Here is a 23,757-nt window from a genome sequence, read left to right on the forward strand (position 1 = left end):
TGGGTCATGAAACTGTGTCGGCGATGCAGATTTTTTCTTTATTCCGGCATTCGATAAAAACCGCGCCCGGTGCTTGAACACGCGCACCCTGCGGCTTTGACAAGCGGGCGAGGGTGCTTCAGAGTGTGCGCCCTCAAATAACAACCACCCCTTCGGACCGGCCCTGCCACGCGCAGTCTGGCGCCGGTGCGCTCGCCTTTTGTCTGTCGTAACGAGGTACTTCACGAAATGAATGCAGTCATTGCCGCGGTCGGCGTCATGCTGGTCCTGAGCTTGTCCCGCGTGCACGTGGTCATCGCCTTGATCATTGGCGCCTTGGTGGGCGGCGTGGTCGGTGGCCTGGGCCTGGACGGCACCTTGCAGGCCTTCAATGCGGGCTTGGGCGGGGGCGCGACGGTGGCGTTGTCGTACGCGTTGCTCGGTGCCTTCGCCGTGGCCATCGCCAAGTCGGGCCTTGCCCATGCCCTGGCCGACCGCGCGCTGAGCATGATCGACCGCCAGGGCCATGCCGACGGTGGCAAGGTGAAATGGCTGATGATCGGCCTGATGCTGGTGGTAGCGGTGTCGTCGCAGAACATCCTGCCTATCCACATTGCCTTCATTCCGCTACTGGTGCCGCCGCTGCTGTACGTATTGACTCGCCTGCGCATCGACCGCCGGCTGATCGCCTGCGTCATCACCTTTGGCCTGATCACCCCGTATATCTTCCTGCCGGTGGGGTTTGGCAACATCTTCCTCAACCAGATCCTGCTGCCCAACGTCAGCCGCGCCGGGGTCGATGTCAGCGGCCTGAACGTCACCCACGCCATGGCCTTGCCCGCGACCGGCATGCTGGTCGGGTTGCTGGTGGCGGTGTTCTTCAGCTACCGGCGCAAGCGCGACTACGACCTGGCGCGCATCGAGCAGGTCGAGCAGGTCAGCGTGCAGTACAACCCACTGACGCTGCTGGTGGCCGGATTCGCCATTCTGGCGGCATTCGTGGTGCAGCTGTGGCTGGACTCGATGATCATCGGCGCGATGGTCGGTTTTCTGATCTTCTCGCTGTCGGGCATCGTGCGCTGGAAAGACACCGATGATCTGTTCACCGAAGGCATGAAGATGATGGCCATGATCGGCTTCATCATGATTACCGCCTCCGGTTTTGCGGAAGTGATGAAGGCCACGGGGGAGGTGAAGTCGCTGGTCGAGGCTGCCGCGCAGTGGATCGACCACAGCAAAGCCGTTGGCGCGCTCTTGATGCTGCTGGTGGGGCTGCTGGTGACCATGGGCATTGGCTCGTCGTTCTCGACGGTGCCGATCCTCGCGGCGATCTTCGTGCCGCTGTGTATTCAGCTGGGCTTCGACCCGCTGGCCACGGTGTGCATCGTCGGTACGGCCGGGGCGTTGGGCGATGCCGGTTCGCCGGCGTCGGATTCAACCCTGGGTCCGACCTCGGGGCTCAACGTCGATGGCCAGCATCACCATATCTGGGACACGGTGGTTCCGACCTTCATCCATTACAACCTGCCGCTGCTGGTGTTTGGCTGGGTGGCGGCCATGGTGCTGTGAGGACGCTCAGCCGCGCGGTGGCGGCGGGGCGATGCGGTTGAGCACGGTGCCGCCGTCCTTGCTGCGGGTCAGGTAGACCGGCAGCACCTTGGGCAGCGTGGCGACCAGCCGCGCGACCTCACGGGTGTTGTACACGCCGCTGATGCGAATCTTGCCGGTGCCCTCATCCGCCACACGCAGCGGCTTGTCGAGGTAGCGGTTGATGACCGGCAGGGCCTGTTGCAGGCTCAGGTTGTCCAGCACCAGCTTGCCGGTGCGCCAGGCCAGGCTGTTGTCGGCATCGGTGCTCTGCGCCAGCTTGGGCTCGAAGTCGCCCAGGCGGTAGCTGGCCTGCATGCCGGGGCCGAGCCGATAACCGGCGTCGCCAGCGCTGCTGACCAGCACTGAGCCTTCCACCAGCGTGACCTTGACCTGATCCTGGTACTTCCACACGTTGAACTGCGTTCCCGTGACCCGCGTCTGGCCCTGGGCGGCCTGGACAATGAACGGATGCTCGCTGTCGTGGCTGACCTTGAAGAAGGCTTCGCCCTCGACCAGGGTGATCCGGCGTTGATCCTTGAAGTTGAAATAGCGCAGCTCGGTGTTGAGATTCAGCTCGACCGTGCTGCCATCGCTGAGCTGCACGGTCTGCACCTGGTCACCCGTGCTCAGGTGCTGGTAATGGTTGGGTAACCAACCCTGTTCCCAGCCGATCCAGGCGGCGATGGGCAGGGCCAGCAGCGCGCAGGCGAAGGCGGGTGCAAAGCGCCGTAGACGGTAGCGCAGTGGCGGCGCGCGGTAGGGCGCGGCACCGGGCAAATGGGCCGCGGGCAACTGCCCGGCGCCTTCCCAGATGCTGTCGATGGCCTGGTACTCCTCGGCGTGCCGCGGGTCTGCCGTCAGCCACCGGGCGAAGGCCTGCCGCTCGGTGTCGGTGCAGTCATCGGCGTGCAGGCGCAGGCACCACTGCGCAGCGGCATCGGTGATCGCGTCGGGGTCGCTCGGGGGCAGGCGTTCGTGATTCATCAGCACTCCAGGTTTTGCGCATTCTAACCTTGCACACACCCGTCCGAGAACCGGGATAATGGCGAACCACTATCAGTTGCGCGTTTTCTGTGCAGATGCAACCCGATTGCGGTCTGTTGCAGCAACAACGCAAGTGCCAGAGCACTGGCATCGGTCGCCCATGAATCCACCAGGAACCCTGCCATGCTGCCTCTGCACACCGCTCGCCTGATCATCCGTCGTTTCGCTGCAGCCGATGCTGCGGCGTTGTTCGAATACCTGCACCAGCCCACGGCCAGCTGTTTTTTCTCCATGGCCGTGGCCGACCTTGACGCCGCTCGCGCCGAGGCGTGCAAGCGCGGCGAGGGCGAAGGCTACCTGGCTGTGTGCCTGGCCGATTGCGGGACACTGATCGGTGAGCTGTTTGCCGAACCCGAACGCGAACTGGAAAACGCCACGGTGTCCATCGGCTGGCAGTTGAACCCGCGCTTCGCCGGCCACGGGTATGCCTTCGAGGCGGCCGCCGCGCTGGTGGAGTACCTGTTCACGGCGCGCAACGCGCGCCGCCTGTATGCCTATGCCGAAGACACCAATCAGCCGTCGCGCCGCCTGTGCGAGAAGCTGGGCATGCGCCTGGAAGGGGTGTTCATGGAGTACGTCACGTTCTACAACGATGAGCAGGGCGAGCCGGTCTACGAAAACACGATGCAGTACGCGCTGCTGCGCCACGAATGGTTGGCGCAGCAGGCGCAGTAAGCACCCGGCCACCGGCTGGCCGGGCGCGAACACGGGGGATCAACGGGCGCTGGCGACCACGGTCGGCTGCCAGCCATCGCCAAGCGCCTTGTAGATCTCGACGATGCCCTGGTACAGCGCCACTTCGCCCTGAGCCTGGGCATCTTCGGCCGCCAGACGCTCACGTTCGGCGTCGAGCAGCACCAGATAATCCACGCTGCCTTCGCGGTAACGCACCGAGGCCAGCGCAGCGGCCTTGCGGCTCGCCTCGCTCTGGCGGATCAGCGCCTGTAGGCGCTGCTGACGCTTGCCGTAGTCACTGAAGGCATTGCTCGATTCTTCCAGCGCGAGCAATACCTGCTGTTCATAGTTGGCCAACGCACCCTCGGCATCGGCCTTGGCCCCGCGCAATCGCGCGCGCACGCTGCCCAGGTCGAACGCTGCCCATTGAATGCTCGGCCCCAGCGCCCAGGCACCGGCCGCCGCGCTGCCAATCTGCGAACCGCGCCCGGCCGTAAAGCCGAGGAAGCCGCTGAGGCTGACCCGTGGGAACAGGTCCGCAGTGGCGACGCCAACGTTGGCCGTGGCCGCCGCCAGACGCCGCTCGGCGCTGTGGATGTCCGGGCGCCGGCGCAGCAGCTCACCGGGGTCGCCCACCGGCAGCGCCTTGGCAATGGCGGGCAAGGCTTTGGGCGACAGATCCACGCTCAACGCATCGGCGCGCTGGCCGAGCAGGGTGGCGATACGATTACGCGCGCGCATTTGCTCGGCCTGCAACTGCGGCACCGTGGCCTCGACCCCAGCCAGCCGCGCTTGGGCACGCATCACATCGAGTTCGTCACCCACCCCGGCATCACGCAGCCGTTCGGTCAGCGAGCCCGACTGGCGTTGGTTGTCGAGGTTGTCAGCGGCAATTCGCTCACGCAACTGAGCGCCACGCAACTGCCCGTAGGCATCGACCAGTTCGGCGATCAGGCTCACCTGCAACTGCTGCAGATCAGCCGCGGCGGCATCTTCCTGGGCGCGGCTGGCCTCGATCTGGCGCTGGATGCGGCCGAACAGGTCTATCTCCCAGGCCATGTCCAGGCCCAGGTCATAGCGCTCGCTGTTCACGCGCTTGTCGCTCTGCCCTGGGATCTGGCCCTTGCCAATCTCGCTGCTGGCGCGGCTGGTGACGGTCGGCACCTGGTCCAGGCTGGCCTCTTCGCGCAACGAACGTGCGGCCTTGAGGCGGGCGAATGCCACCCGCAGGTCACGGTTACCGGCCAGCGACGCGCTGACCAACTGGTTCAGCACGGGGTCATCGAACTGCTGCCACCAGGCACTTTCAAAACGCGCCCGGTCCAGGAGCTGGCCTTGCAGCTGTGCGTCAAGCTGCGCCGGCACGGTGTCCGGCGCGTGATAGTCCGGGCCCACCGCGCAGGCCGCCAAGGCCAGCGCCAACAGGCTCGGGGACAGGGTTTTGAGCAGGTTCATGGGTGGCTCTCCAGCACAGCAGGGCGAACGGCGGCCTTGCGCGCTTCACGACGTTCGACGAAACGGCGGATCAGGAAGAAGAACACCGGGGTCAGGAACAGACCGAACACGGTCACGCCGATCATCCCCGAGAACACCGCCACGCCCATGGCATGACGCATCTCGGCCCCGGCACCGGACGACAGCACCAGCGGCACCACGCCCATGATGAAGGCGATGGAGGTCATCAGGATCGGCCGCAGACGAAGCCGGCAGGCTTCCAGCACGGCAGCCAGCGGGTCGAGGCCTTCAGCCTGTTTGTCCTTGGCGAACTCGACGATGAGAATGGCGTTCTTGCACGCCAGGCCCACCAGCACGATCAGGCCGATCTGGGTGAAGATGTTGTTGTCGCTGCCCGCCAGGATCACCCCGGTGATGGCTGACAACAGGGTCATCGGCACGATCAGGATCACCGCCAGCGGCAGACTCCAGCTCTCGTATTGCGCCGCCAGTACCAGGAACGCCAGCAGCACGCACAGCGGGAACACCAGCAGCGCCGTATTGCCGGAGAGGATCTGCTGGTAGGTCAGGTCGGTCCACTCGTACACCATGCCGTTGGGCAACTCCTGCTTGAGCAGCCGCTCGATGGCGGCCTCAGCCTGCCCGGAGCTGTAGCCGGGAGCGGCCGCGCCGTTGATTTCCGCGGTGATGAAACCGTTGTAATGCATCACCCGGTCCGGCCCCGAGGTGTCGCTGACCTTGAGGAAGGTCGCCAGCGGGACCATCTCCCCACGGTCGTTGCGCACCTTCAGTTGGCCGATCTGCTCGGCATCGAGGCGGAACTGCTGCTCGGCCTGCACGTTGACCTGATAGGTGCGGCCAAAACGGTTGAAGTCGTTGGCGTACAGCGAACCCAGGTAGATCTGCAGGGTGTCGAAGATGTCGCTGATGGCCACGCCGTGGGTCTTGGCCTTCTCCCGGTCGATGGCGGCATCGACCTGCGGCACGTTCACCTGGTAGCTGGTGAACAGCCCGGCCAGTTCCGGCACGTTATGGCTCTTGGCGATGATGTTCTGGGTCTCGCTGTACAGCGCCTCGTAACCCAGGTTGCCGCGGTCTTCGATCTGCAACCGGAAGCCGCCGATGGTACCCAGGCCCTGCACCGGGGGCGGCGGGAAGATGGCGATGTAGGCGTCTTCGATGTCGGCGAACTGCGCGTTCAGCGCGGCGGCGATGGCGGCGGCGGACTGGCTCGGGTCCGTACGTTCGTTGAACGGTTTCAGTGGGGTGAACACCACGCCGCTGTTCGGGGTGTTGGTGAAGCCGTTGATCGAAAGGCCCGGGAAGGCCACCGAGTCAGACACGCCCGGCTGTTTCAGGGCGATCTCGCTCATGCGCTTGATCACCGCCTCCGTGCGATCCAGGCTGGCTGCGTCGGGCAGTTGGGCGAAGGCCACCAGGTACTGTTTGTCCTGCGCCGGTACAAAGCCGGTCGGTGTCGAGGCGAAGCCCAGGTAGGTCAGGCCCATCAGTCCGGCGTAGAGGATCAGCGCAATACCACTGGAGCGGATCACCCGGGCCACGCCCGACACGTAGCGCATCGAGGCACGCTCGAAGAAGCGGTTGAACGGGGCGAACAACCAGCGACCGAACAGGCGTTCGAGCAGCCGCGAGAAGCGGTCTTTCGGCGCGTTGTGTTCCTTGAGCAGTACGGCGGCCAAGGCTGGCGACAAGGTCAGCGAGTTGAATGCCGAGATCACCGTGGAGATCGCGATGGTCAGTGCAAACTGTTTGTAAAACTGCCCGGTGAGCCCGGAAATGAACGCCGCCGGCACGAACACCGCACACAGCACCAGCGCCGTGGCGATGATCGGCCCGGTGACTTCGCTCATGGCCTTCTGCGTGGCCTCCAGGGGTTTCAAGCCCAGGCCGATGTTGCGCTCGACGTTTTCCACCACCACGATCGCGTCGTCGACCACGATGCCGATGGCCAGCACCAGGCCGAACAATGACAACGCGTTGAGCGAGAAACCGAACAGGTGCATCACCGCGAAGGTGCCGATCAGCGACACCGGCACGGCCAGCAGCGGGATGATCGAGGCACGCCAGGTCTGCAGGAACACGATCACCACCAGCACCACCAGAATCAGCGCTTCGAACAGCGTGTGCACCACCGCCTCGATGGAGCCGCGCACGAACACGGTGGGGTCATAGACGATGCTGTAGTCCATGCCCTCGGGGAAATCCTTCTTCAACTCGGCCATTTTCGCCCGCACGTCATCGGAGATGTCGATGGCGTTGGAGCCTGGACGCTGGAAGATCGGGATGGCCACGGCGGGCTGGTTGTTGAGCAGCGAGCGCAGGGCATATTGGCTGGACCCCAGCTCAACGCGGGCAACGTCCTTCAAGCGAGTGATCTCACCGTTGGCGCCGGCGCGCACGACGATGTTCTCGAACTCTTCCTCATTGACCAAACGGCCCTGAGTGTTGACCGACAGCTGGAAGCTGGTGGCACCCGGCGCAGGCGGTGCGCCCAACTGGCCGGCCGCGACCTGACGGTTCTGTTCGCGGATCGCGCTCACCACGTCACTGGCGGTGAGGTTGCGCGAGGCAGTCTTGTTCGGGTCGAGCCAGACGCGCAGGGAGTAGTCGCCCATGCCGAACAGCTGCACATCGCCAATGCCGTTCAGGCGCGCCAGCTCGTCCTTGACGTTGAGCAAGGCATAGTTGGACAGGTACAGCATGTCGTAGCGCTGATCCGGCGAGGTCAGGTGCACGACCATGGTCAGGTCGGGCGAGGCCTTGTCCACCGTGATGCCGATGCGCGTGACTTCTTCAGGCAGCTTGGGCTGGGTGCGGGTCACGCGGTTCTGCACCTGCACCTGGGCGTTGTCGAGGTCGGTGCCCAGGGCGAAGGTGATGGTCAGGTTCAGCTTGCCGTCAGCGGTCGATTGCGAGGACATGTACAGCATGTTCTCGACCCCGGTGATGGCTTGCTCCAAAGGCGCGGCGACGGTTTCGCCGATGACCTTGGGGTTGGCGCCGGGGAAGTTGGCGCGCACCACCACGGTAGGCGGTACGACCTCGGGGTATTCGCTGATGGGCAACTGGAACAGGGCGATGCTGCCGGCGATCAGCAGGATCAAGGACAGCACCGCAGCGAAGATCGGCCGGGTGATGAAGAAACGGGAGAAGTTCATGGGTCTGTGTCCTTAACCGCGAGGCGCGGAGGCGCTGGCCAGATTCGCCGCGTCTTTGCTCGGAGTGGCTGCCGGCTGGCTGGCCTGCAGGGCTTCGCGCTGGCGGGCAAGGTTGGCCAGGGTGGCGTCGCTGGCCATGGGCGCGTCTTGGGGTGTTACCTGCGAGCCAGGCCGTACGCGCTGCAGGCCCTTGATGACGATGCGATCGCCTTTGTGCAGGCCGCTGCGCACGATGCGCAGGCCTTCGAGTTTCGGGCCCAGCTCGACCGTGCGGTAGGCGGCAGTGTTGCCTTTATCCATCACCAGCACGAATTTCTTGCCCAGGTCCGTGCCTACCGCTTCGTCGTTGATCAGTACCGCGTCGTACTGGGCGCTGCCGACCAGCTTCAGCCGCGCATACAAGCCTGGGGTGAAGTCGCCGTCACGGTTGTCGAACACTGCGCGGCCGCGGATGGTGCCGGTGCGTGGGTTGACTTGGTTGTCGACGAAGTTCATCTGCCCCAGGTGCGGGGTGTCAGCCTCGTTGCTCAGGCCCAGGTACACCGGGGTGGCTTGGCCGCGCTGGCCTTGGCGGGCGAGCTGGGTGTACTTGAGGTAGACGCGCTCGTCGGCGTCGAAGTAGGCATACACCTTGTCGGTGGAGACCAGGCTGGTCAGCGCGGTCACGTCAGCGGTGACGATGTTGCCAGCGGTGAACTGCGCCCGCCCGACGCGGCCGCTGATGGGCGCGCTGACGCGGGTGAAGCTCAGGTTCAAGCGTGCGAGATCCAGCTGCGCCTGGATCGCGGCCACCCCAGCTTTGGCCTCGGCCGCTGCACTGGTGCGCGATTCGGCCAGTTCTGCCGAAATGGCGTTGCTGTCACGCAGGCGCGCGCCGCGCTGGGCTTCATTGTCGCTGCGAGTCGCGTTGGCGCGGGCCTGCTGCAACTGCGCTTCGAGGCGACGCACTTCGGCCTGGAACGGGCGTGGGTCGATCTGGAACAGCAGGTCGCCTTGCTTGACCTGTGCGCCTTCGGTGAAGGCCACACGGTCGATCTGCCCCGATACGCGCGGGCGCAGCTCGACCGTTTCCGGTGCCTCCAGGCGACCGGTGAATTCATCCCATTCATTGATCGGTTGCTCGATCACCTCGGCCACAGTGACTTTGGGCGCCGCTGGCGCCTGCGGCGCGTCAGGCGCGCGGCCGCAGGCGCTGATCACCACCACGGCCAGGGCCGCGAGGGGAAAGCGCAAGGGTTTGAGTGATCGTTGCATGGGGAATCCGCCAGTAACCGATAGAAAGTGGGCGGAGTGTGCGCGGGGCGGGTGAGGGCGGACGAATCGAACGGGGCGAAGGTTATTATCGATCTGAATGATGCAAGGTATGTCTGGACGGTGAGGGTGGTGCGGCAGTTCGATCAAGCCGCAAGCAAGACAGGTGCTTCCAGCCGACTGGGTTATTCAGCGACCACGACTTCGTCAGTCATCGCTTTGGGGGAGCCACCTGCTTTTCAGCGGACGCCGACAAGCGGTCGCGCCCGGTCCAAGCCGCCAGTCATGCTGCCTAGCGCTCAACGTCACCTCGTGAACAAACGCGGTCGTGTAGGCGCGGCCGGTCCGGCGCTCCGGATTGCCGCGATGGCCGCGATGGTCGGCGCAGCCGACCCCACCCCGCCACCTCGATTCACTTGCCAGTACGCGGTGGTTGAATCGGGCCGGCCACCGCGGCAGTAGCCGCTCTCACAGGGCGCGAGTAAGGCCGGCTTTGCCGGCCTGATTCCAGGCATTGCGCAGGTCAGGCGACATCCACCAACACGATCTCGCTGTCCTCGATCGCCGTTACCCGCAGCACCTGTTCCTGCTCGACGGCCACGCCATCGCGCGCATTGGCCCGCAGGCCATTGACCTCGATGACGCCGCGAGCCGGCACCAGATACCCACGGCGATCCTTGCCTAGCACGTACTCCGCCGTCTCGCCAGCGCGCAAGGTGGCCGCCGCCAGCCGCGCATCAGCCCGGATGCGCAGCGCATCTTCATCACCGTCACGGCCGCTGGCCAGGGTCACGAAGCCTTCGCCACGCTCGCCGCGAGGGAACGGGCGGGTGCCCCACGACGGCGCGTCGCCGCGGCGGTCCGGCATGATCCAGATCTGGAACAGGCGCACATCGACCGGCTCGCTGTTCCATTCGCTGTGTGTGATGCCGGTGCCGGCGCTCATCACTTGCACATCACCTGCTTCGGTACGGCCTTTGTTGCCCAGGCTGTCCTCGTGGCTGATGGCGCCTTCACGTACATACGTGATGATCTCCATGTCGCGGTGCGGGTGCGCCGGAAAGCCGCTGCCGGCGGCGATCAGGTCGTCGTTCCACACGCGCAGGTTGCCCCACTGCATGCGGGCCGCGTCGTAATACTCGGCGAAGGAGAAATGATGATGGGCATCGAGCCAGCCATGGTTGGCGTGGCCGAGGCTTTCAAACGGGCGAAGTTGCAGCATGGCTGGCTCCTGAACAGGTGGGAATGGCGCCATGATGCGGTGGGTATTGATCGGAAAAAAGCGTAAATTTTGGCTTTGAATGATCGCTTAATTCGATGGTTAGCTGAGCGAATTTACCTGCAATTCATCGGCTAATCCCCTGATCTACAAGCAATCACTGGCACTTTCCTACGGATGCGGCGAACATGCCGCGCTGATTCACAGATCAAGGAAACCCACGTGTCCGACGAGTTCCCCGAGGTAGCGCCTGAACTGGCCCCGCCGGCCCAACTACCCTGGCTGCGCCGCTTGACCGCTCGGCTGCTCGGCCGTGGCCTGAGCGGGCTCAAGGCGCAGCACCGCGACTCGTGGTTTCTGGGACATGCCAATGGTCAGCGCAGCGGTCATACCCAGGGCACCCGCGAAGGGTTCGAACAGGGCCGCGTTGAAGGCTTCGAGGCCGGTCGCCAGGTGCTGGTCATCCGCGATGAGCGCGACCCCAGCCCGGGTGTGCCAGGTCAGGACCTCAACCTGTTCGATGACTGGCGGCTGCCCCTCACGGCTGAACTGAAGAAACGCTTCAAGGCCGATGTCGCCGAGCGACTGCCTGGCACCGCCCAGCCAAGCGCGGCGCAATGGAAGCTGATTTTCAGCGATACGCCTTCAACGTGCGTGGTGGCCGGGGCCGGCGCGGGCAAGTCGACGTCCCTGGTGCTGCGCTTGTTGCTGCTGCACCGCTACCTGGGCTTCGAGCTCGATGCCATGACCGTGGTGACCTTTACCCGCGAGTCGCGCAAGGACTTCATCAAGCGCCTGCTGCAGGTGTTCGGCCTGTGGCAGATCGACCTCAATCAGGCGCAAGCGCGCGAGCTGGTGCGCACCTTTCACTCGCGCATCCTGCCGTGGGTGCGCAGCCTGCCGGGTTTTGGCCAGCTGCGCGCGTTTGAAACGCTGGGCAGCGACTTGGCCGAAGGTCGCGAGCAGGATGCCGACAGCAACCCCTTCGACCTGCGCCTGAACGACGCCCAGCGCCAGCAGATGAACCTTTGCTACCGCGACCTGCTGCACGGCAGCCCGCGCTTTGCCGAACTCATCGGCCAGATGCGCCGCGAGGCCTTGCAGCTCAAGCCGCTGGACCCCGATCACCCGGATGTGCAGAAGCGCGTGCAGGTGACGCAGCTGGCGGCCACGCGTGATGAAGAGCTGTGCGACGTGATCGAGGACCTGTGGTTCGCCGCCGGCGCCTGGCCGATCAAAGGCATTGAGCCGTGCCGCGACACCGTGGATATTCGTGGCAGCACCTTCCATGTGCATGGCCGGCTGGAGGGGCTCGATAGCTGGGTAATGCTGGGTTTCGACCCCACTGAAAGCGCGCAGTATCAACGCCCGGGGGCCAAGCTGGCCGTTCGCGCCGAGTGGGCAGTCAAGCGCACCTTGTTTCAAGCTTTCTGCGATAAGCCATTGATCTGGTTGGATAACTACGCCGCAGCCAAGCGTCTGGCAGCGTCTTTGGCGGGCGATGCGGTGGCGGGGCCCGGCTTCGAGTTCAAGGTCAAGGGCGAGCTGGCGGCAGCGCCTCTGCTCGATGCCTTCATTGGCGCCAGCAACTTCATCGAAAACCTGGGCCTTGAAGTGAACACCGCGGTCGCCGCCCTGCGCTTCCCGCCGGGCGACAGCGACGCGCTGTTCTTTGAGGCTCTGGCGCTTTACAGCCAGGCGCTGGAGGCCCATTTGCTGCAACAGTCGCCACCGGTGATGAGCTACAACCGCATGTTCGCGCTATTCAGCGAGCGCAACCCGGAAAATCTGCGTTTGCTGCCCGATGCGTTATTGCGCCCACTGGCGCACCTGATGATCGACGAGTTCCAGGATGTATCGCCGCAGATCGTCAGCTGGCTGCGCGCGAGCCTGGCGGAAATCCGACGCCGTGGGCCGCAGATGCACACCGGCCGAAACGCCCAGCATTCCTCGCTGATGTGCGTAGGCGATGACTGGCAATCGATTTACGGCTGGCGTGGCAGTTCACCGACCTTCTTCATGGCCTTCACCAAAACCTTCCTGTCGCCCAGCCATACCCGGGTGATGCTGGTAGAGAACTACCGCAGCCAGCAGGCGATCATCGATGCTGCTGAACACCTGGTGCGCGGCACGCCGGCCATCGCCGGCAAGAAAGCCACTGCCGGCGGCCCGGCTGCGGCGCTCGCGCTGGCGCCGGTGGTGGTGCTCGATCGCGACGAAGCCGCGCTGGGCGCAGCCCTGAGCCGACACTACGCAGCCGGTGACAGCGTGATGATGCTATTTCGAAGAGGTGTCGATAAGTCATTGATTTCAGAGCATATCAATGACGTGATCGAAGCCGACGCAGCGCTCGCGCCCGCGCAACGGCGGCTGCGCCAACTGACCTACCATAGCGCCAAAGGGCTACAGGCTGACGCTGTGTTCATGTTGGGCGATTGCGTGTATCCCACCAGCTCGCCCTACAAGAATCAGGTGTATCGCCTCGCTGGGCTGGGCCGCGCCGGCGATGCGCAGGCATTCGATACGGCGCAGAAGGATGAGGTCCAGCGCCTGGCCTATGTCGCCATCACCCGCGCGGTGCGCCAGTGCTATTGGCATGTCGAGAAACCTGCAACGGAGGCTGTGAAGGTGCCGCGGGCATCGAGCCAGGTGCAGGGTGAGCAGCCTTTCTTCGATGATCAACGCACGCTGTAGTGCGGTGTGGCTAGCCGGCAGCACACCGCACACTTGGTGGAAAGGCAGTCCGATACGCTCGGTTGCTCAGAAGTAGTAAGGCACTTTCAGGCTGAAGGTGAAGTCGGGCGCATCGTCGGTCAGGCCGATGGCGAGGTTGGGGACGACGGTCAGGCTGTCGCCGGCAGCCAGCGTCATGCCGACGTTGAAGTAGGCGGCGTTGGCGTCGCTGCTCTTGACGTCGGTCCACTCGCCGCCGTTCTCCTTGATGCGCGAGCGCCGGGCAATGAGGTCGGACACCGAGAACGACATCGACATCTTCTCGTTCAAGGCAAAGGCCACCCCCGCGCCGATCTGGAAGCTGTCGCCGATCTTCACCTTGCCCGGGGTTTTCTGGTTGACCGTCGAGCTGATGTCGTCGAAGGACTCTTCGAAGGTGTGGGTGTAGGCCAGGCTGCCGAAGATCACCGCTGGGTCGTAGGTCTTGACCAGGGAGATGCCCGGGGTGATCGACCACACGCCGTTGCCGGTGGGCAAGTCCTCGGGGTAAGTGAGGCTGTCGTTCTGCGTATCGCGCAGCAGCTTGATGCCGAACGGGTCTTTGCCGGTCGGCGCCTTGACGCGCAGACTGACCACCGCGTCCGGGCTGTTCTCGGACTCGTCGAGGAACTTGTAGGCCACCCCAGCGTTGACGTCGCCCAGGGTCGGGTCGCGGGTCACGGTTCGTTCTGACACGCCCTGGGCATTGCCGCCCACACCACCGGACTGGTACGTCGACTCGCGGTACACCACGGGCACGTTGACGTCGAATTGCCAGCGCTGGTCGAGGTTGTAGCGGCCGGTCAGGTCCAAGGTCCAGTTGTCGGCCTTGATACGGTCCAGGTTGATGTTGCCCAGGAAAATCGAGTCCAGGGCCAGGAAGCCGTTGAGGATCAGCTGGCGGGTGTCGTAGCGGGCGTAGGTCACGCCGGTTTCCAGGCTGAAGCGGCCGCCGCCGAAAAAGCCGCTGGCTTCGTCATAGAGGTTGGAGACGCTTTGCGCCGGTTGCGAATCGTCCTGCAGCGATTGGCCGTAAGAAGAGCCGCTGGTGCTCGGCGTGCCCCCGGCAGCGGCTGCGCCAGTGCTGGCCGCCACGGCTTGATTGCCGCGCGGTTGGGAGGCGGGTGAACGGGTCAGGCGCTTGGGTGCGGGAGCGGCCGGCTGCTCTTCGACCTGGCGGACCCGCTGTTCAAGCACCATCAGGGCTTGCTGTTGCGATTCATAACGCTGCTTGAGGGCCATCAACTCTGCTTTGAGCGCCTCCACCTGAGGATCGGTAGCAGCGTACAACAGCGTGGATGGCACCAGGGTTCCCAGGCAGACGACTGCCTTGAATGACAACGATCGGTGCATGGTTGGCCGTCCCTTCCTACTGCATGTGAATTGAGACGAAGCGTAGATCAATATCCTGAAATACGTAGGCCCTTGAGCGGGTCCAAATTACAGTTCAAAGCCCCGGCAGACGGCAGGTTGTCACGCAGCACCACATTGAGCTGGGTCATGTTGCTGACGGCATTGTTGCCACCGAGCAGGGTGGTGCTTTGGAGCAGGCCGCCATCGGCCAGCTGCTGCAGGCTGGCGCCCTGATTGTTGTTGGCCTGGATGGCCATCTGCAGGCCGTTGCCGCTGTTGCTGACGCTCAAGGTGCCGGCGTTGTTGCTGCCGCTGAGGGTAGCGCCGGCGGCCAGAACCTGACCTTGTGGCGTGGCCACGTCAGGGGCCTGGCTGGCTTCGCGCACGTTGATGGCCACATCGTTGTACGCGCTGTTGCTGTCGCCCGCCGCGCGCACCGACTGGGTCACGCCCTGCACGGCGCCAATGAGCCCAGCGCCGCCTTGAACGTGGCCGGTGCCGTGGCCTGGCGCCTGGCCAGCGCCGTTCTCGCCGTTGATCGACACATAGAACTGCGGCTTGATGACGTTCTGCTGCACCTGCAAGGTGGTGGTGGCGCCGATGCGGTCGCCGGCAGCGTTCTGCCAGGTGCTGCTCATGACCACTCCGAAGCTGATGATCCGCCCTGGCATGACGTATTTGCCGCGCAGCTGGGCCAGCTCCTGGTCCTTGATTTCCACAGGTTTGAACAGCTGTGCATGGGCGGGAAGGCTGGTCGCAAGGCAGGCTGCGACCAGCCAGATACGAGTGTTCATCGCTGTTCCCCGGGGTTCGGGCCCCTGTTTCATTAGAAGAAGTCGCTCTGGATGAAACCAAATTCCATCAACTGCGCATCCTCGACCGGGTAGAAACCGTCGACGCGGCTTTTGACCGTCAGGGGGGCAGGCGGATCGAGCAGGGCGTTGGCTTTGTCGTAGCCCGCCCCGATGACGGCGAAGATGATGCCGTTCCAGCCTTTGACGAAATCATCGAGCCGGTAGCGCTTGTGACCCAGTACGGGGTCGCCGACATACGCCCAGCCCTTGTCGACACGCTGCAGCACCACGAAGTGCTTGTAGCCCCGGATGTCCATGAGCACGACCACCGGAATGGTGACGCGCGCCAGGCTCTCGGGCTCGACCCGGTAACCGCGGGCGCGCATGCCGATGCCTTCGACGTAGCGCTTCATGTCGAGCATGGAGAAGCCTTGCACTTTGACCGAGTCCTGGTCCGATTCAGCCAGCATGCCCTCGATCACCTGATGCTCGGTGACGTCGAGCCAATAGGCTTGCTTGAGAACCGTCGCCAGGGCGGCGGCACCGCAACTGAAATCGGTTTTCTGTTGCACCAGGTCGGCGAAGCGCCGCTCGCGCACACTTTGCACAGGCTTGTACACCACAGCGCCGCCAGGCAAGGCCGCGATGGGCATCTGGGCGGCTTCGATGACCGCAGACAGGCACAGCAGAGCGGCCAGCAGGACTACGCGCATGAATACTTCTCCAGCGACCGCTGCAGACAGAAAAAAAGGCCCCGAAGGGCAGATACGAAACGGTAAGTCTGTGAAGCGTCGCGGTTCACTCCGCTCCCACCGCACTGCGCAGTGCTTGCCGGTGCGTTCGGCTTCTCTTGCAGGCCTTGCGCAGCCTGTGGGGCGGATGTGACCGCGATCGGTCTGGCGTCTTACATGCAGGCCTTGCAACCTGCAGCGATCGACAGCGAGTTGCTCTGCTGGTTGCCGGAGCCGGCCGAGACGTTGGCACCCACGTTGCCCGACACGCCGTTGAGCGAATTGCTCAGGGTGGCGGTGTTGGTGACCGGGTTACGCCAGCCGGTAGGGGTCAGCACCTGGTAGGAGCTTGAGCCTGCCAGGTCGATGGTGCCTTGCTCTTTCAGCTGGACGGGGAGTTTGTGATAGCCCGCGTCCACGTAGCCCGAAGACGTGCCTTTGTAGGTGCCGGTCGACGTGGAGGCGTTGCTGAGGGTCGTCACTTCCTGGCTGCGATCAGCACGATTTTCTACGTTCAGACCTTGTACGGTCTGGCTGGCGCCCGCGGCAGCCACTGCCACGCGACCACCGGACACGGCGATGGCGAGGTTGTTTTTCTGTTGGTTGAAGTCGCCGGCACTGACGTTAACGCCGATGTTGCCCGAGCTGCCGTTGGCCGAGTTCGACAGGCTGGCGTTGTTGGACGCCGAGTGGTTGATCACGTTGTTGCCGCTGTTGAGCTGGGTGGCGGTAGACAGGGCCACAGCGCTGCCGAAGATGAAGCTTTCATCTGCGGTGGCGATGGCGGCGACGTTGTCTTGCTGGTTGCCCGAGCCACCGGCGGTGTTGGCGCCCAGGTTGCCTTGCGAGCCGTTGGCCGAACTTTCCATGCGGGCGTCGTTGCGGGTGCCTTGGTTCAGGCTGGCGTTGCCACTGTTGCTCTGGGTGTCGGTCACGGTGGCGGCAGCGCCGGCGTTGACCAGCAGCTGCTGCACAGTGTCGTTGTTGTTATTGTTGTTGTTCGAGTTGCCAGTGCGGGTATCTGCCTGTGCAGCCACTGCCATGACCGCAGCCAGGGCGAATACCAGGGGCTTGAGTGCCAGTGTGGGTTTCATGGTGTTTCTCCGCTTGTTTGTCGTTAAGTGTGGTGTGTCGTGTTGTGGGTATGTGTGTCACTCGGGTCAGTCTGCGACCCGGACGCTCAGAGTGTTGGCCATGCGGTTGCCCACCCCGGCGCTCTGATTCAACTGAACCACCCCGCGACTGCCGGTGAAGGCCTGGTCACTGGTCGTAACCTGGCGGCTGCCCGGTACGTGGTCGGTTGTCTCGGAGCCGTTGGCCAGCGCTACGGCCTGCTGGCTGAGAATGCTGTCGTCGATGCTTTGCGCGATGGCGCTGATGCCGATCCTCACGCTGTTGGCTTGTTGAGTGGCGGCGCCGGCAGACTGGTTGATGCCGAGCATGCCGCTACCGTGGTTGAAGGCATTGCCGGTGATCGCAGCGCTGGCGTCGCGGGCCGGGTTGGCCTGCCAGTCGTTGCGCTGCTGTACCTCGGTCCGAGCGCTGGTGTTGTGGCCGATGGCCACGGCGCGGGCGTTGGCTTGCTGCACGGCGTCGCCGGCGGCCTGGTTGATGGTCAGGTTGCCTTGAAAGCCTTGGCCGCTGGCGTCGAGGCGGGCGGCGTCGACCACCGGTGAGGCGGCCAGGGCGTGGCCGGCGGCCAACGCCAGGCAGAGCAGGGGAAAACGATGGATGCGCATCTCATTGCCCCCGGGTCAGGATTTGCAGGGGCGCCAAACCACGCTGCACGCTCTGGTTGACGGTGTTGGCCACGCCGCCGCCGGTGCCAGCAGCCCCGGCACCGGCACCGGCGCCGCCGCCGACACCGGGCAACTGGCCGTGCACCGCGTTCATGCCGCGCAGGTTGCCGTTGGCGTCTGGGGTAAACACGCGGTTGACGGTCGAGCCGCTGGCGACCGAAGCGAAGTCGCCGTCGCTGAGCTCGTTGGTCTGCGCCAGCACCCGCTGCGAAGGGTTGGTGTTGACGGTGGTCGGGTAGGGGTCAGGGGCGCCGGTGCGGCGAATCGCCGGGCGGGCCTGCACGTCGCGGTTGATCACGATCACCCCGTTGCCTGCCGCCAGTGCTGGCAGTGGCAGTACGGTGCCCGTCACGCATCCGAGCAGGAGCAGAGCAGGCAATGTGCTGGTGGCGATCCTCACGGCGTTCTCCCGGTGCTGCAATGGCCTTGCGGCGTTGCCGGAGAGATAGCAGGAGCTGTGCCGCTTTTTGAAAACGGCGCTGAATCAAAGACTTGGGAGGCGTATGCAGGATTTTCCGAAGGAAGGTGTTTCATGGCTGATACAGCGGTGCGCTGTGCTGCCTTTGCAAGGCCTTGGCACGGGGCCTTCAGCGCGTTTCCAAGCAGGTTGTATCACGGCTGATACAGCCTTGAGCCACCCAGGGCCCGGCGAGCAACCGCGCGGCCTGTGGCCGTTCGATGTGTTTCACCGGCTTGACACTTCGCGGATTTAGCGCTCAGCGTCCAACAGACGTTGTACCGCCATGAAGACCGCCTCGCGCCGTTGCTCCCACGCGCCTTCAACGACTTGCACGGGGCGCTGGTGGGCTTGCAGCCAGTGCAGGCTGTGGTCAAAAAAACGCTGGCGCTCACTGAGCAGCGGTTGGCAGCGCATGCCGTCGCCGACCCAGTCCACCCCTTCGGGGCGCAACAGCAGGTGCAGGTCGTAGTGGCGAGCGAGCAAGGCATGTTCGAGCCACGCTGGACAATCTGCGAACAGGGTCCGGCTCCAGAGGATGTTGCTCAGCAGGTGGGTATCGAGCACCAACAGCTGCGGTGCTTGCTGGCGGGCGTGATCTTCCCAGTCAAGCTGGCCCTGGGCGATGGCGGGGATGTCGGCGTAGCAGGTGTCGCGTTGCGTCTGCTCGATGAAGTGGCGCACGTATTCACTCACCACCACGGCGCCAAAGCGCGTGCGCAGCTCGCCGCTGAGCCAGCTTTTACCGCTCGATTCCGGACCGCACAGCACCACGACCTTCATGCCGCCACCAGGGCAGGATCACGTCGCCACTCAAGGAAACCGCGTACGGCAATCAGGGTGAACAGCGCGTACAGCGCTGCGGTGAGGTACAGGCCCTTGTACAGGAACAGGCCGACGAAGATCACGTCCAGCACCACCCACAGCGCCCAGCATTGCAGGCGTTTGTGCGCCATCCACAGCTGCGCGACCAGGCTGAAGGCCGTCAGCGCCGCGTCCAGCCAGGGCTGCGCGGCGTCGGTCCAGTGCGCCATCGCGGCGCCCAGGCCCAGGCTTGCCAGCAGGCCGACACCCAACCCGGAGCAGATCGCCGGCCACGCCAACCGACTGACATGGCGCGCATCGGCGGGCCGGCCTGGGCGTGTCCACTGCCACCAGCCGTAGAGCTGCAGCACGGCGTAGACCAGTTGCAGGAGCATGTCCGAATACAGCTTCACTTCGTAGAAGATCCAGCTGTACAGCACCACCATCACCAGCCCGATGGGCCAGCACCAGGGGTTCTGTTTGACCGTGAGCCACACGGCAATGACGCCGAGCGCGGCGGCGAACAGTTCGAGGCCTGACATCGGCGTTCCTGTACCAGGGAAGAGGGGCGGCGATTGTAACCCGATGCACACACAATGCTACTGCCCGCGCAGGACGTCATACGCTGGTAGGAATTGGATGAAACCTTTGAGCGAGTGAACTTTTCTGCTGGCGTTGCAACCAACGGTCGCTGTAAAAAGGCGCGTTTTGACTGCAACGCTGCACTGTTGAATGAGTGATGGCCGCGCCGGCGGCTGCCTGGCAGCCTTTGCCGGGTAAGCCCGAGCGACTGCCAAGCGCGCTGCTTGGCGAGCGATCTGGCCGAACAGCCTGCCAGGCTCGACCAGTGCCCGACGAGCTGCAACCGCTGACACGTTTTTTTGGAGGATGGATGGATCTTTGGAGTGCCGCCCAGGCAATCATTCTGGGCATTGTCGAAGGGCTCACCGAGTTCCTGCCCATATCCAGCACCGGTCACCAGATCATCGTGGCCGACCTGATCGACTTTGGTGGTGAGCGCGCCATGGCGTTCAACATCATCATTCAGCTCGGCGCAATCCTGGCGGTGGTGTGGGAGTTTCGCCGCAAGATCCTCGACATCGTGGTGGGTCTGCCCACCCAGGCGCCGGCCCGCAAGTTCACCCTTAACCTGCTGATCGCCTTCCTGCCGGCGGTGGTGCTCGGGGTGATCTTTGCCGACTTGATTCACCACTACCTGTTCAACCCCATCACCGTGGCGGCAGCCTTGGTGCTGGGCGGCGTGATCATGCTCTGGGCCGAGCGGCGCGAGCACCCCATCGAGGTCGAGCATGTCGACCAGATGCGCTGGACGCACGCCCTGAAAATCGGCTTCGTGCAGTGCCTGGCGATGATTCCGGGCACCTCGCGCTCGGGTTCGACGATCATCGGCGGGCTGCTGTTTGGCCTGTCGCGCAAGGCCGCCACCGAGTTCTCGTTCTTCCTGGCCATGCCCACCATGGTCGGCGCGGCGGTGTACTCGGGCTACAAGTACCGTGACCTGTTCCAGCCCGCAGACCTGCCGGTGTTTGCCGTGGGTTTCGTGGTGTCGTTCGTCTTCGCCATGATTGCCGTGCGCGCCTTGCTCAAGTTTATCGCCAATCACAGCTACGCCGTGTTTGCCTGGTACCGGATCGTGTTTGGCTTGTTGATCCTGGCGACCTGGGAGTTCGGCTGGGTGGACTGGTCGACGGCGAGTGCCTGACATGGCGGCACGTCAGCACGTTCAGTATCTGCCCTTGAAACTCGCGCTATTGGCTGCGCTGTGCGTGATGCCAGGCCTGGGCGCGGTGCACATCGCTGCGAGCGGCGCGGGCTGGGCGAAGTGGGCGCTGCTGGTGTATCCGGTCGCCAGCCTGCTGAGCGTGCTGCTGTACTGGCGTGACAAGCATCAGGCGCGGGTGAACGGCCAGCGCATCCCGGAAAACGCGCTGCACCTGAGTGAGCTGTGCGGCGGCTGGCCGGGCGCCCTGGTGGCGCAACAACGGTTGCGGCACAAGACGCGCAAGGTGTCGTATCAGGTGGTGTTCTGGGTGATCGTGGCGTTGCATCAGGCGCTGTGGGCTGTGCCCTTTTGGGCCAGGGTCCATTGATTGCGTTCTATCCGGTACAACGCGGCGCTTGCATCAGGGCGGCATTGCCGCCCATCCGGGCAATAGCCGTTCAGGATCGCATGAATGTCGAGTTCCGCAGCTTGATCCACGCGGCGTCTACAGCAGCAATCCAGCCTGCTGACGCTTGGGTAACCTGCGTACCACCAACTGATGGGATCGCTTGAGCAGGTCTGTCAGTTCCTTGCGCCCCATGGCATAAGGCGGCGCGACGCTGATCCACTGCGCGCGTGCCAGATACGGCGCCGGCCGTACCCCGGGCCGATCGACGTAACCGAGAAACAGCTCAGCGTCGACCTTGAACGACAACCCCGCCCCGGCCAGGTCCTGCACCGCAAACATCTTGTTGCCGGGCAAGCAGAACACCCGTACGCCGCCCCATTTATAGTCCTCGGTAGCGCCCGGCAGGCTCAGGCAATACTGCGCTGCCTGTTCAGGCAGCAGCGGGGTGTCAGACATAACGCTCTCCACAGACCTCGAACGAGGCCGCCAAGTGATCGATCCAGGCCCTTACCGCCGGCAGCAACCCGCGGCGGTGCGGATACACCGCTTGCAGCCAGCCCTCGGGCAATGACCATTCCGGCAGCAGGCGCACCAGCTCGCCGCGCGCCAGCTCCTCTTCGCAGAACAGACTCGGTAGCGCGGTGAAGCCCAGGCCGGCCCGTACTGCGGCGTTACGCATGACGAAATCATCCACGGCCAGACGCGGCTCCAGCGCCAAATGGTGCTGGCGGCCGTCGCGGTGCAGCAGGCGCAGGTGCACCAACCGGTCGGCTTCAACCGCACCCAGCAGCGGCAGGCTGGCCAACTCTGAGGGCTCGGTGACCTGATCGGCAAAACCTGGCGCCGCCACCACTTGCATCTGCGCCTGGGCCAGCCGCCGGGTGACCAGCGCGGGGTCTTCATCACCCGGGTCGCGCACGCGCAGGGCCACATCAATGCCCTCGGAAATCAGGTCTACGCGCCGGTTGATCAGCACCATGTCCAGTTGCACCAGCGGGTACTGGGCTAAAAAGCGGCGGATGATGTCGGGCAGAAAGGCATGGGCCAGTGCCACCGGACACGACACCCGCAGCCGACCGCGAGGCTCGCTGCTCATGCTCGCCACCACCTCATCGGCCGCTTCGGCCTCCAGCAGCATGGCCTGGCAGTGGTGCAGGTAGCGCTCGCCCACGGCGGTCAGTTTCAACTGCCGGGTGGTGCGCTGCAGCAGACGCGTACCGAGGCGCTCCTCCAGCTCGGCAATGCGCCGAGAGAGCCGCGACTTGGGGATACCCAGCCGCCGGCCGGCAGCTGCGAAGCCACCAGCGGCCACCACTTCAGCGAAATAGAACAAGTCATTGAGGTCACGGGCGGCGGGCGGTGTACGCAGCGTGGTCATGGCGAAGGCCGGTTACCGGAGGGGTGGCCATGATAACGATCCTGAGCTCAATACGGAAAGAGTACAGATGTACTCCTCTCGGCTATAGCGTCTCTTGAGGTGCTAATTAGAACTTTTTCGTCTCACTGATAGAACGATGCAGTGCATTAACGCTGACTTATCAACGATTGATACCTTCAGTAGGATGCCCATCATCCTGATCGGCCTGCCGATCACCCGCCCTACAGGAGCCTCACCATGAAGTTGCTGCACATCGATTCGAGCATTCTTGGCGAACATTCCGCCTCCCGTCAGTTGACCCAGCAAGTGGTCCAAGCCTGGCAGGCCGCCGATCCAAGCGTCGAAGTGACGTACCGCGACCTGGCCGCCGATGCCATCAGCCACTTCTCTGCCGCCACCTTGCTGGCCGCCGGCACCGCTGAAGCGGCGCGCGACGCCGCTCAAGCCCATGAAGCCCAGCTCAGCGCCCAGACCCTGGCCGAATTTCTTGCGGCGGATGCCGTGGTCATCGGTGCGCCGATGTACAACTTCAGCGTGCCGACCCAGCTCAAGGCCTGGATCGACCGCATCGCCGTTGCCGGGCAGACCTTCCGCTACACCGATGCAGGTGCCGAAGGCCTGTGCGGCGGCAAGAGAGTCGTGCTGGTATCCACGGCAGGCGGCCTGCATGAAGGCCAGGCGAGCGGTGTCGGCCACGAAGACTTCCTCAAGGTGTTCCTCGGCTTCATCGGCATCACCAACGTGCAGATCGTGCGCGCCCAAGGCTTGGCATACGGTCCCGAGCACCGCGATGCAGCCCTGCAAGCGGCGCAGTCGCAGATCGCGGGCGAGCTGTTCGCCGCCTGATCGCCGTCTGACGCAACCCGACCGGCTGGCGCCCCGAGCGCCCGCCGGTTTTTTTTCATCCATATTTCATCCGTCGAGCGCGGGAGCGGCGATAGGCTGCGACTGAGGCAATGCGAAGCGGCGCGCCTGGTATCGGTGCGAATTCGGACGCGTCGGGCTACGACGCAGGCCCAACCGCTGCAGTCGTGCCTTACCGCGCGACCCGTGGCGTTTGAGCCAGGACGGCTCCCCGCCCATCGCGACTAACATCGCTCCTACCCGGCCGCGTGACGTTCAGATGCCTCACGTACCTGTAGCAGCGAGCCGTCCGGCGCTACGGTCACTGGCGAAGGACGGCGAGGCCGGGCCAGTAAGGGCGA

21 protein-coding genes are annotated in these 23,757 nt (G+C 64.3%); 6 read left to right on the forward strand and 15 right to left on the reverse strand.

What is annotated here, in order from left to right:
• Nucleotides 1-228 precede the first annotated feature (228 nt).
• The gene (locus SJI00_RS21820; RefSeq protein WP_322463760.1) at nt 229-1,548 is read left to right on the forward strand and encodes a Na+/H+ antiporter family protein; all 1,320 of its coding nucleotides are present in this window, start codon (nt 229-231) and stop codon (nt 1,546-1,548) included.
• 6 nt (nt 1,549-1,554) lie between these two features.
• Here SJI00_RS21820 and SJI00_RS21825 read toward each other — a convergent pair whose 3' ends face one another.
• Entirely contained in the window at nt 1,555-2,553 is a 999-nt protein-coding gene (locus tag SJI00_RS21825; RefSeq protein WP_322463761.1) for a FecR family protein, read from the reverse strand.
• Between the two features lie 183 nt (nt 2,554-2,736).
• Here SJI00_RS21825 and SJI00_RS21830 point away from each other — a divergent pair, with 183 nt between their 5' ends.
• On the forward strand, nt 2,737-3,288 hold the full coding sequence (locus SJI00_RS21830) for a GNAT family N-acetyltransferase (RefSeq protein ID WP_322463762.1): 552 nt from the start codon (nt 2,737-2,739) through the stop codon (nt 3,286-3,288).
• 39 nt (nt 3,289-3,327) lie between these two features.
• Here SJI00_RS21830 and SJI00_RS21835 read toward each other — a convergent pair whose 3' ends face one another.
• The 4 genes from SJI00_RS21835 to SJI00_RS21850 form a co-directional block, all read right to left on the reverse strand.
• Nucleotides 3,328-4,743 carry a TolC family protein gene (locus tag SJI00_RS21835; protein ID WP_322463763.1) on the reverse strand — a complete coding sequence of 472 codons (1,416 nt, stop codon included), beginning with the start codon at nt 4,741-4,743 and terminating at the stop codon, nt 3,328-3,330.
• The gene (locus SJI00_RS21840) at nt 4,740-7,922 is read right to left on the reverse strand and encodes an efflux RND transporter permease subunit (protein WP_322463764.1); all 3,183 of its coding nucleotides are present in this window, start codon (nt 7,920-7,922) and stop codon (nt 4,740-4,742) included. Before SJI00_RS21840 ends, SJI00_RS21835 begins: the two co-directional genes overlap by 4 nt.
• Before the next feature lie 12 nt (nt 7,923-7,934).
• Nucleotides 7,935-9,176 (reverse strand): multidrug efflux RND transporter periplasmic adaptor subunit MexE, encoded by a 1,242-nt coding sequence (mexE, locus tag SJI00_RS21845; protein ID WP_322463765.1) that lies wholly within the window; start codon nt 9,174-9,176, stop codon nt 7,935-7,937.
• A 520-nt stretch (nt 9,177-9,696) separates the two neighbouring features.
• Complete coding sequence (locus tag SJI00_RS21850) at nt 9,697-10,395, reverse strand: pirin family protein (protein WP_322463766.1); 699 nt, start codon at nt 10,393-10,395, stop codon at nt 9,697-9,699.
• A gap of 174 nt (nt 10,396-10,569) precedes the next feature.
• Between SJI00_RS21850 and SJI00_RS21855 the strand changes: the two genes are divergently transcribed.
• Complete coding sequence (locus tag SJI00_RS21855; protein ID WP_322463767.1) at nt 10,570-13,086, forward strand: UvrD-helicase domain-containing protein; 2,517 nt, start codon at nt 10,570-10,572, stop codon at nt 13,084-13,086.
• Nucleotides 13,087-13,152: 66 nt separating this feature from the next.
• Here SJI00_RS21855 and fapF read toward each other — a convergent pair whose 3' ends face one another.
• The 8 genes from fapF to pnuC form a co-directional block, all read right to left on the reverse strand.
• Nucleotides 13,153-14,457 (reverse strand): fibril amyloid transporter FapF, encoded by a 1,305-nt coding sequence (gene fapF / locus SJI00_RS21860; protein ID WP_322463768.1) that lies wholly within the window; start codon nt 14,455-14,457, stop codon nt 13,153-13,155.
• 47 nt (nt 14,458-14,504) lie between these two features.
• Entirely contained in the window at nt 14,505-15,251 is a 747-nt protein-coding gene (fapE, locus tag SJI00_RS21865; RefSeq protein WP_322463769.1) for a fibril amyloid subunit FapE, read from the reverse strand.
• A gap of 32 nt (nt 15,252-15,283) precedes the next feature.
• Nucleotides 15,284-15,964, reverse strand: a complete 681-nt coding sequence (gene fapD, locus SJI00_RS21870; protein ID WP_322463770.1) for a fibril amyloid maturation endopeptidase FapD — start codon at nt 15,962-15,964, stop codon at nt 15,284-15,286.
• Between the two features lie 191 nt (nt 15,965-16,155).
• Nucleotides 16,156-17,076 carry an amyloid-like fimbrin subunit FapC gene (gene fapC, locus SJI00_RS21875; RefSeq protein ID WP_322463771.1) on the reverse strand — a complete coding sequence of 307 codons (921 nt, stop codon included), beginning with the start codon at nt 17,074-17,076 and terminating at the stop codon, nt 16,156-16,158.
• Between the two features lie 66 nt (nt 17,077-17,142).
• Nucleotides 17,143-17,715: a fibril amyloid subunit FapB gene (gene fapB / locus SJI00_RS21880; RefSeq protein WP_416221078.1), complete on the reverse strand. Its 573-nt coding sequence runs from the start codon at nt 17,713-17,715 to the stop codon at nt 17,143-17,145.
• Nucleotides 17,716-17,722: 7 nt separating this feature from the next.
• Complete coding sequence (gene fapA / locus SJI00_RS21885; protein ID WP_322463773.1) at nt 17,723-18,181, reverse strand: functional amyloid chaperone FapA; 459 nt, start codon at nt 18,179-18,181, stop codon at nt 17,723-17,725.
• Between the two features lie 309 nt (nt 18,182-18,490).
• The gene (locus tag SJI00_RS21890; RefSeq protein ID WP_322463774.1) at nt 18,491-19,021 is read right to left on the reverse strand and encodes an AAA family ATPase; all 531 of its coding nucleotides are present in this window, start codon (nt 19,019-19,021) and stop codon (nt 18,491-18,493) included.
• Nucleotides 19,018-19,584, reverse strand: coding sequence for a nicotinamide riboside transporter PnuC (gene pnuC, locus SJI00_RS21895; protein ID WP_322463775.1), 567 nt, complete (start codon nt 19,582-19,584; stop codon nt 19,018-19,020). The genes SJI00_RS21890 and pnuC overlap by 4 nt, the downstream gene beginning before the upstream one ends.
• 350 nt (nt 19,585-19,934) lie before the next feature.
• On the opposite strand from pnuC, the gene SJI00_RS21900 reads away from it, so the two are divergent.
• On the forward strand, nt 19,935-20,765 hold the full coding sequence (locus SJI00_RS21900; protein ID WP_322463776.1) for an undecaprenyl-diphosphate phosphatase: 831 nt from the start codon (nt 19,935-19,937) through the stop codon (nt 20,763-20,765).
• A gap of 1 nt (nt 20,766) precedes the next feature.
• Nucleotides 20,767-21,153 (forward strand): DUF1294 domain-containing protein, encoded by a 387-nt coding sequence (locus tag SJI00_RS21905; protein ID WP_322463777.1) that lies wholly within the window; start codon nt 20,767-20,769, stop codon nt 21,151-21,153.
• 117 nt (nt 21,154-21,270) lie between these two features.
• Here the strand turns inward: SJI00_RS21905 and SJI00_RS21910 are convergent, their stop codons facing one another.
• Both SJI00_RS21910 and SJI00_RS21915 read right to left on the reverse strand, forming a co-directional pair.
• A complete protein-coding gene (locus tag SJI00_RS21910; protein WP_322463778.1) occupies nt 21,271-21,630 on the reverse strand; it encodes an MmcQ/YjbR family DNA-binding protein in 360 nt (119 codons plus the stop codon).
• A complete protein-coding gene (locus SJI00_RS21915; RefSeq protein ID WP_322463779.1) occupies nt 21,623-22,552 on the reverse strand; it encodes a LysR substrate-binding domain-containing protein in 930 nt (309 codons plus the stop codon). The genes SJI00_RS21910 and SJI00_RS21915 overlap by 8 nt, the downstream gene beginning before the upstream one ends.
• Nucleotides 22,553-22,789: 237 nt before the next feature.
• Here SJI00_RS21915 and SJI00_RS21920 point away from each other — a divergent pair, with 237 nt between their 5' ends.
• Nucleotides 22,790-23,398, forward strand: a complete 609-nt coding sequence (locus tag SJI00_RS21920) for an FMN-dependent NADH-azoreductase (RefSeq protein WP_322463780.1) — start codon at nt 22,790-22,792, stop codon at nt 23,396-23,398.
• Nucleotides 23,399-23,757: the final 359 nt, after the last annotated feature.

The sequence above is a fragment of the Pseudomonas gebzensis genome (genome assembly GCF_034427815.1).
Classification (GTDB): Bacteria; Pseudomonadota; Gammaproteobacteria; order Pseudomonadales; family Pseudomonadaceae; genus Aquipseudomonas.

What these genes read in the sequence shown, in the direction of transcription:
- SJI00_RS21820 (WP_322463760.1), top strand. Translation starts at nt 229, where the DNA reads ATGAATGCAGTCATTGCCGCGGTCGGCGTCATGCTGGTCCTGAGCTTG.
- SJI00_RS21825 (WP_322463761.1), bottom strand. Translation starts at nt 2,553, where the DNA reads ATGAATCACGAACGCCTGCCCCCGAGCGACCCCGACGCGATCACCGAT.
- SJI00_RS21830 (WP_322463762.1), top strand. Translation starts at nt 2,737, where the DNA reads ATGCTGCCTCTGCACACCGCTCGCCTGATCATCCGTCGTTTCGCTGCA.
- SJI00_RS21835 (WP_322463763.1), bottom strand. Translation starts at nt 4,743, where the DNA reads ATGAACCTGCTCAAAACCCTGTCCCCGAGCCTGTTGGCGCTGGCCTTG.
- SJI00_RS21840 (WP_322463764.1), bottom strand. Translation starts at nt 7,922, where the DNA reads ATGAACTTCTCCCGTTTCTTCATCACCCGGCCGATCTTCGCTGCGGTG.
- mexE (WP_322463765.1), bottom strand. Translation starts at nt 9,176, where the DNA reads ATGCAACGATCACTCAAACCCTTGCGCTTTCCCCTCGCGGCCCTGGCC.
- SJI00_RS21850 (WP_322463766.1), bottom strand. Translation starts at nt 10,395, where the DNA reads ATGCTGCAACTTCGCCCGTTTGAAAGCCTCGGCCACGCCAACCATGGC.
- SJI00_RS21855 (WP_322463767.1), top strand. Translation starts at nt 10,570, where the DNA reads ATGCGGCGAACATGCCGCGCTGATTCACAGATCAAGGAAACCCACGTG.
- fapF (WP_322463768.1), bottom strand. Translation starts at nt 14,457, where the DNA reads ATGCACCGATCGTTGTCATTCAAGGCAGTCGTCTGCCTGGGAACCCTG.
- fapE (WP_322463769.1), bottom strand. Translation starts at nt 15,251, where the DNA reads ATGAACACTCGTATCTGGCTGGTCGCAGCCTGCCTTGCGACCAGCCTT.
- fapD (WP_322463770.1), bottom strand. Translation starts at nt 15,964, where the DNA reads ATGCGCGTAGTCCTGCTGGCCGCTCTGCTGTGCCTGTCTGCGGTCATC.
- fapC (WP_322463771.1), bottom strand. Translation starts at nt 17,076, where the DNA reads ATGAAACCCACACTGGCACTCAAGCCCCTGGTATTCGCCCTGGCTGCG.
- SJI00_RS21890 (WP_322463774.1), bottom strand. Translation starts at nt 19,021, where the DNA reads ATGAAGGTCGTGGTGCTGTGCGGTCCGGAATCGAGCGGTAAAAGCTGG.
- pnuC (WP_322463775.1), bottom strand. Translation starts at nt 19,584, where the DNA reads ATGTCAGGCCTCGAACTGTTCGCCGCCGCGCTCGGCGTCATTGCCGTG.
- SJI00_RS21900 (WP_322463776.1), top strand. Translation starts at nt 19,935, where the DNA reads ATGGATCTTTGGAGTGCCGCCCAGGCAATCATTCTGGGCATTGTCGAA.
- SJI00_RS21905 (WP_322463777.1), top strand. Translation starts at nt 20,767, where the DNA reads ATGGCGGCACGTCAGCACGTTCAGTATCTGCCCTTGAAACTCGCGCTA.
- SJI00_RS21910 (WP_322463778.1), bottom strand. Translation starts at nt 21,630, where the DNA reads ATGTCTGACACCCCGCTGCTGCCTGAACAGGCAGCGCAGTATTGCCTG.
- SJI00_RS21915 (WP_322463779.1), bottom strand. Translation starts at nt 22,552, where the DNA reads ATGACCACGCTGCGTACACCGCCCGCCGCCCGTGACCTCAATGACTTG.
- SJI00_RS21920 (WP_322463780.1), top strand. Translation starts at nt 22,790, where the DNA reads ATGAAGTTGCTGCACATCGATTCGAGCATTCTTGGCGAACATTCCGCC.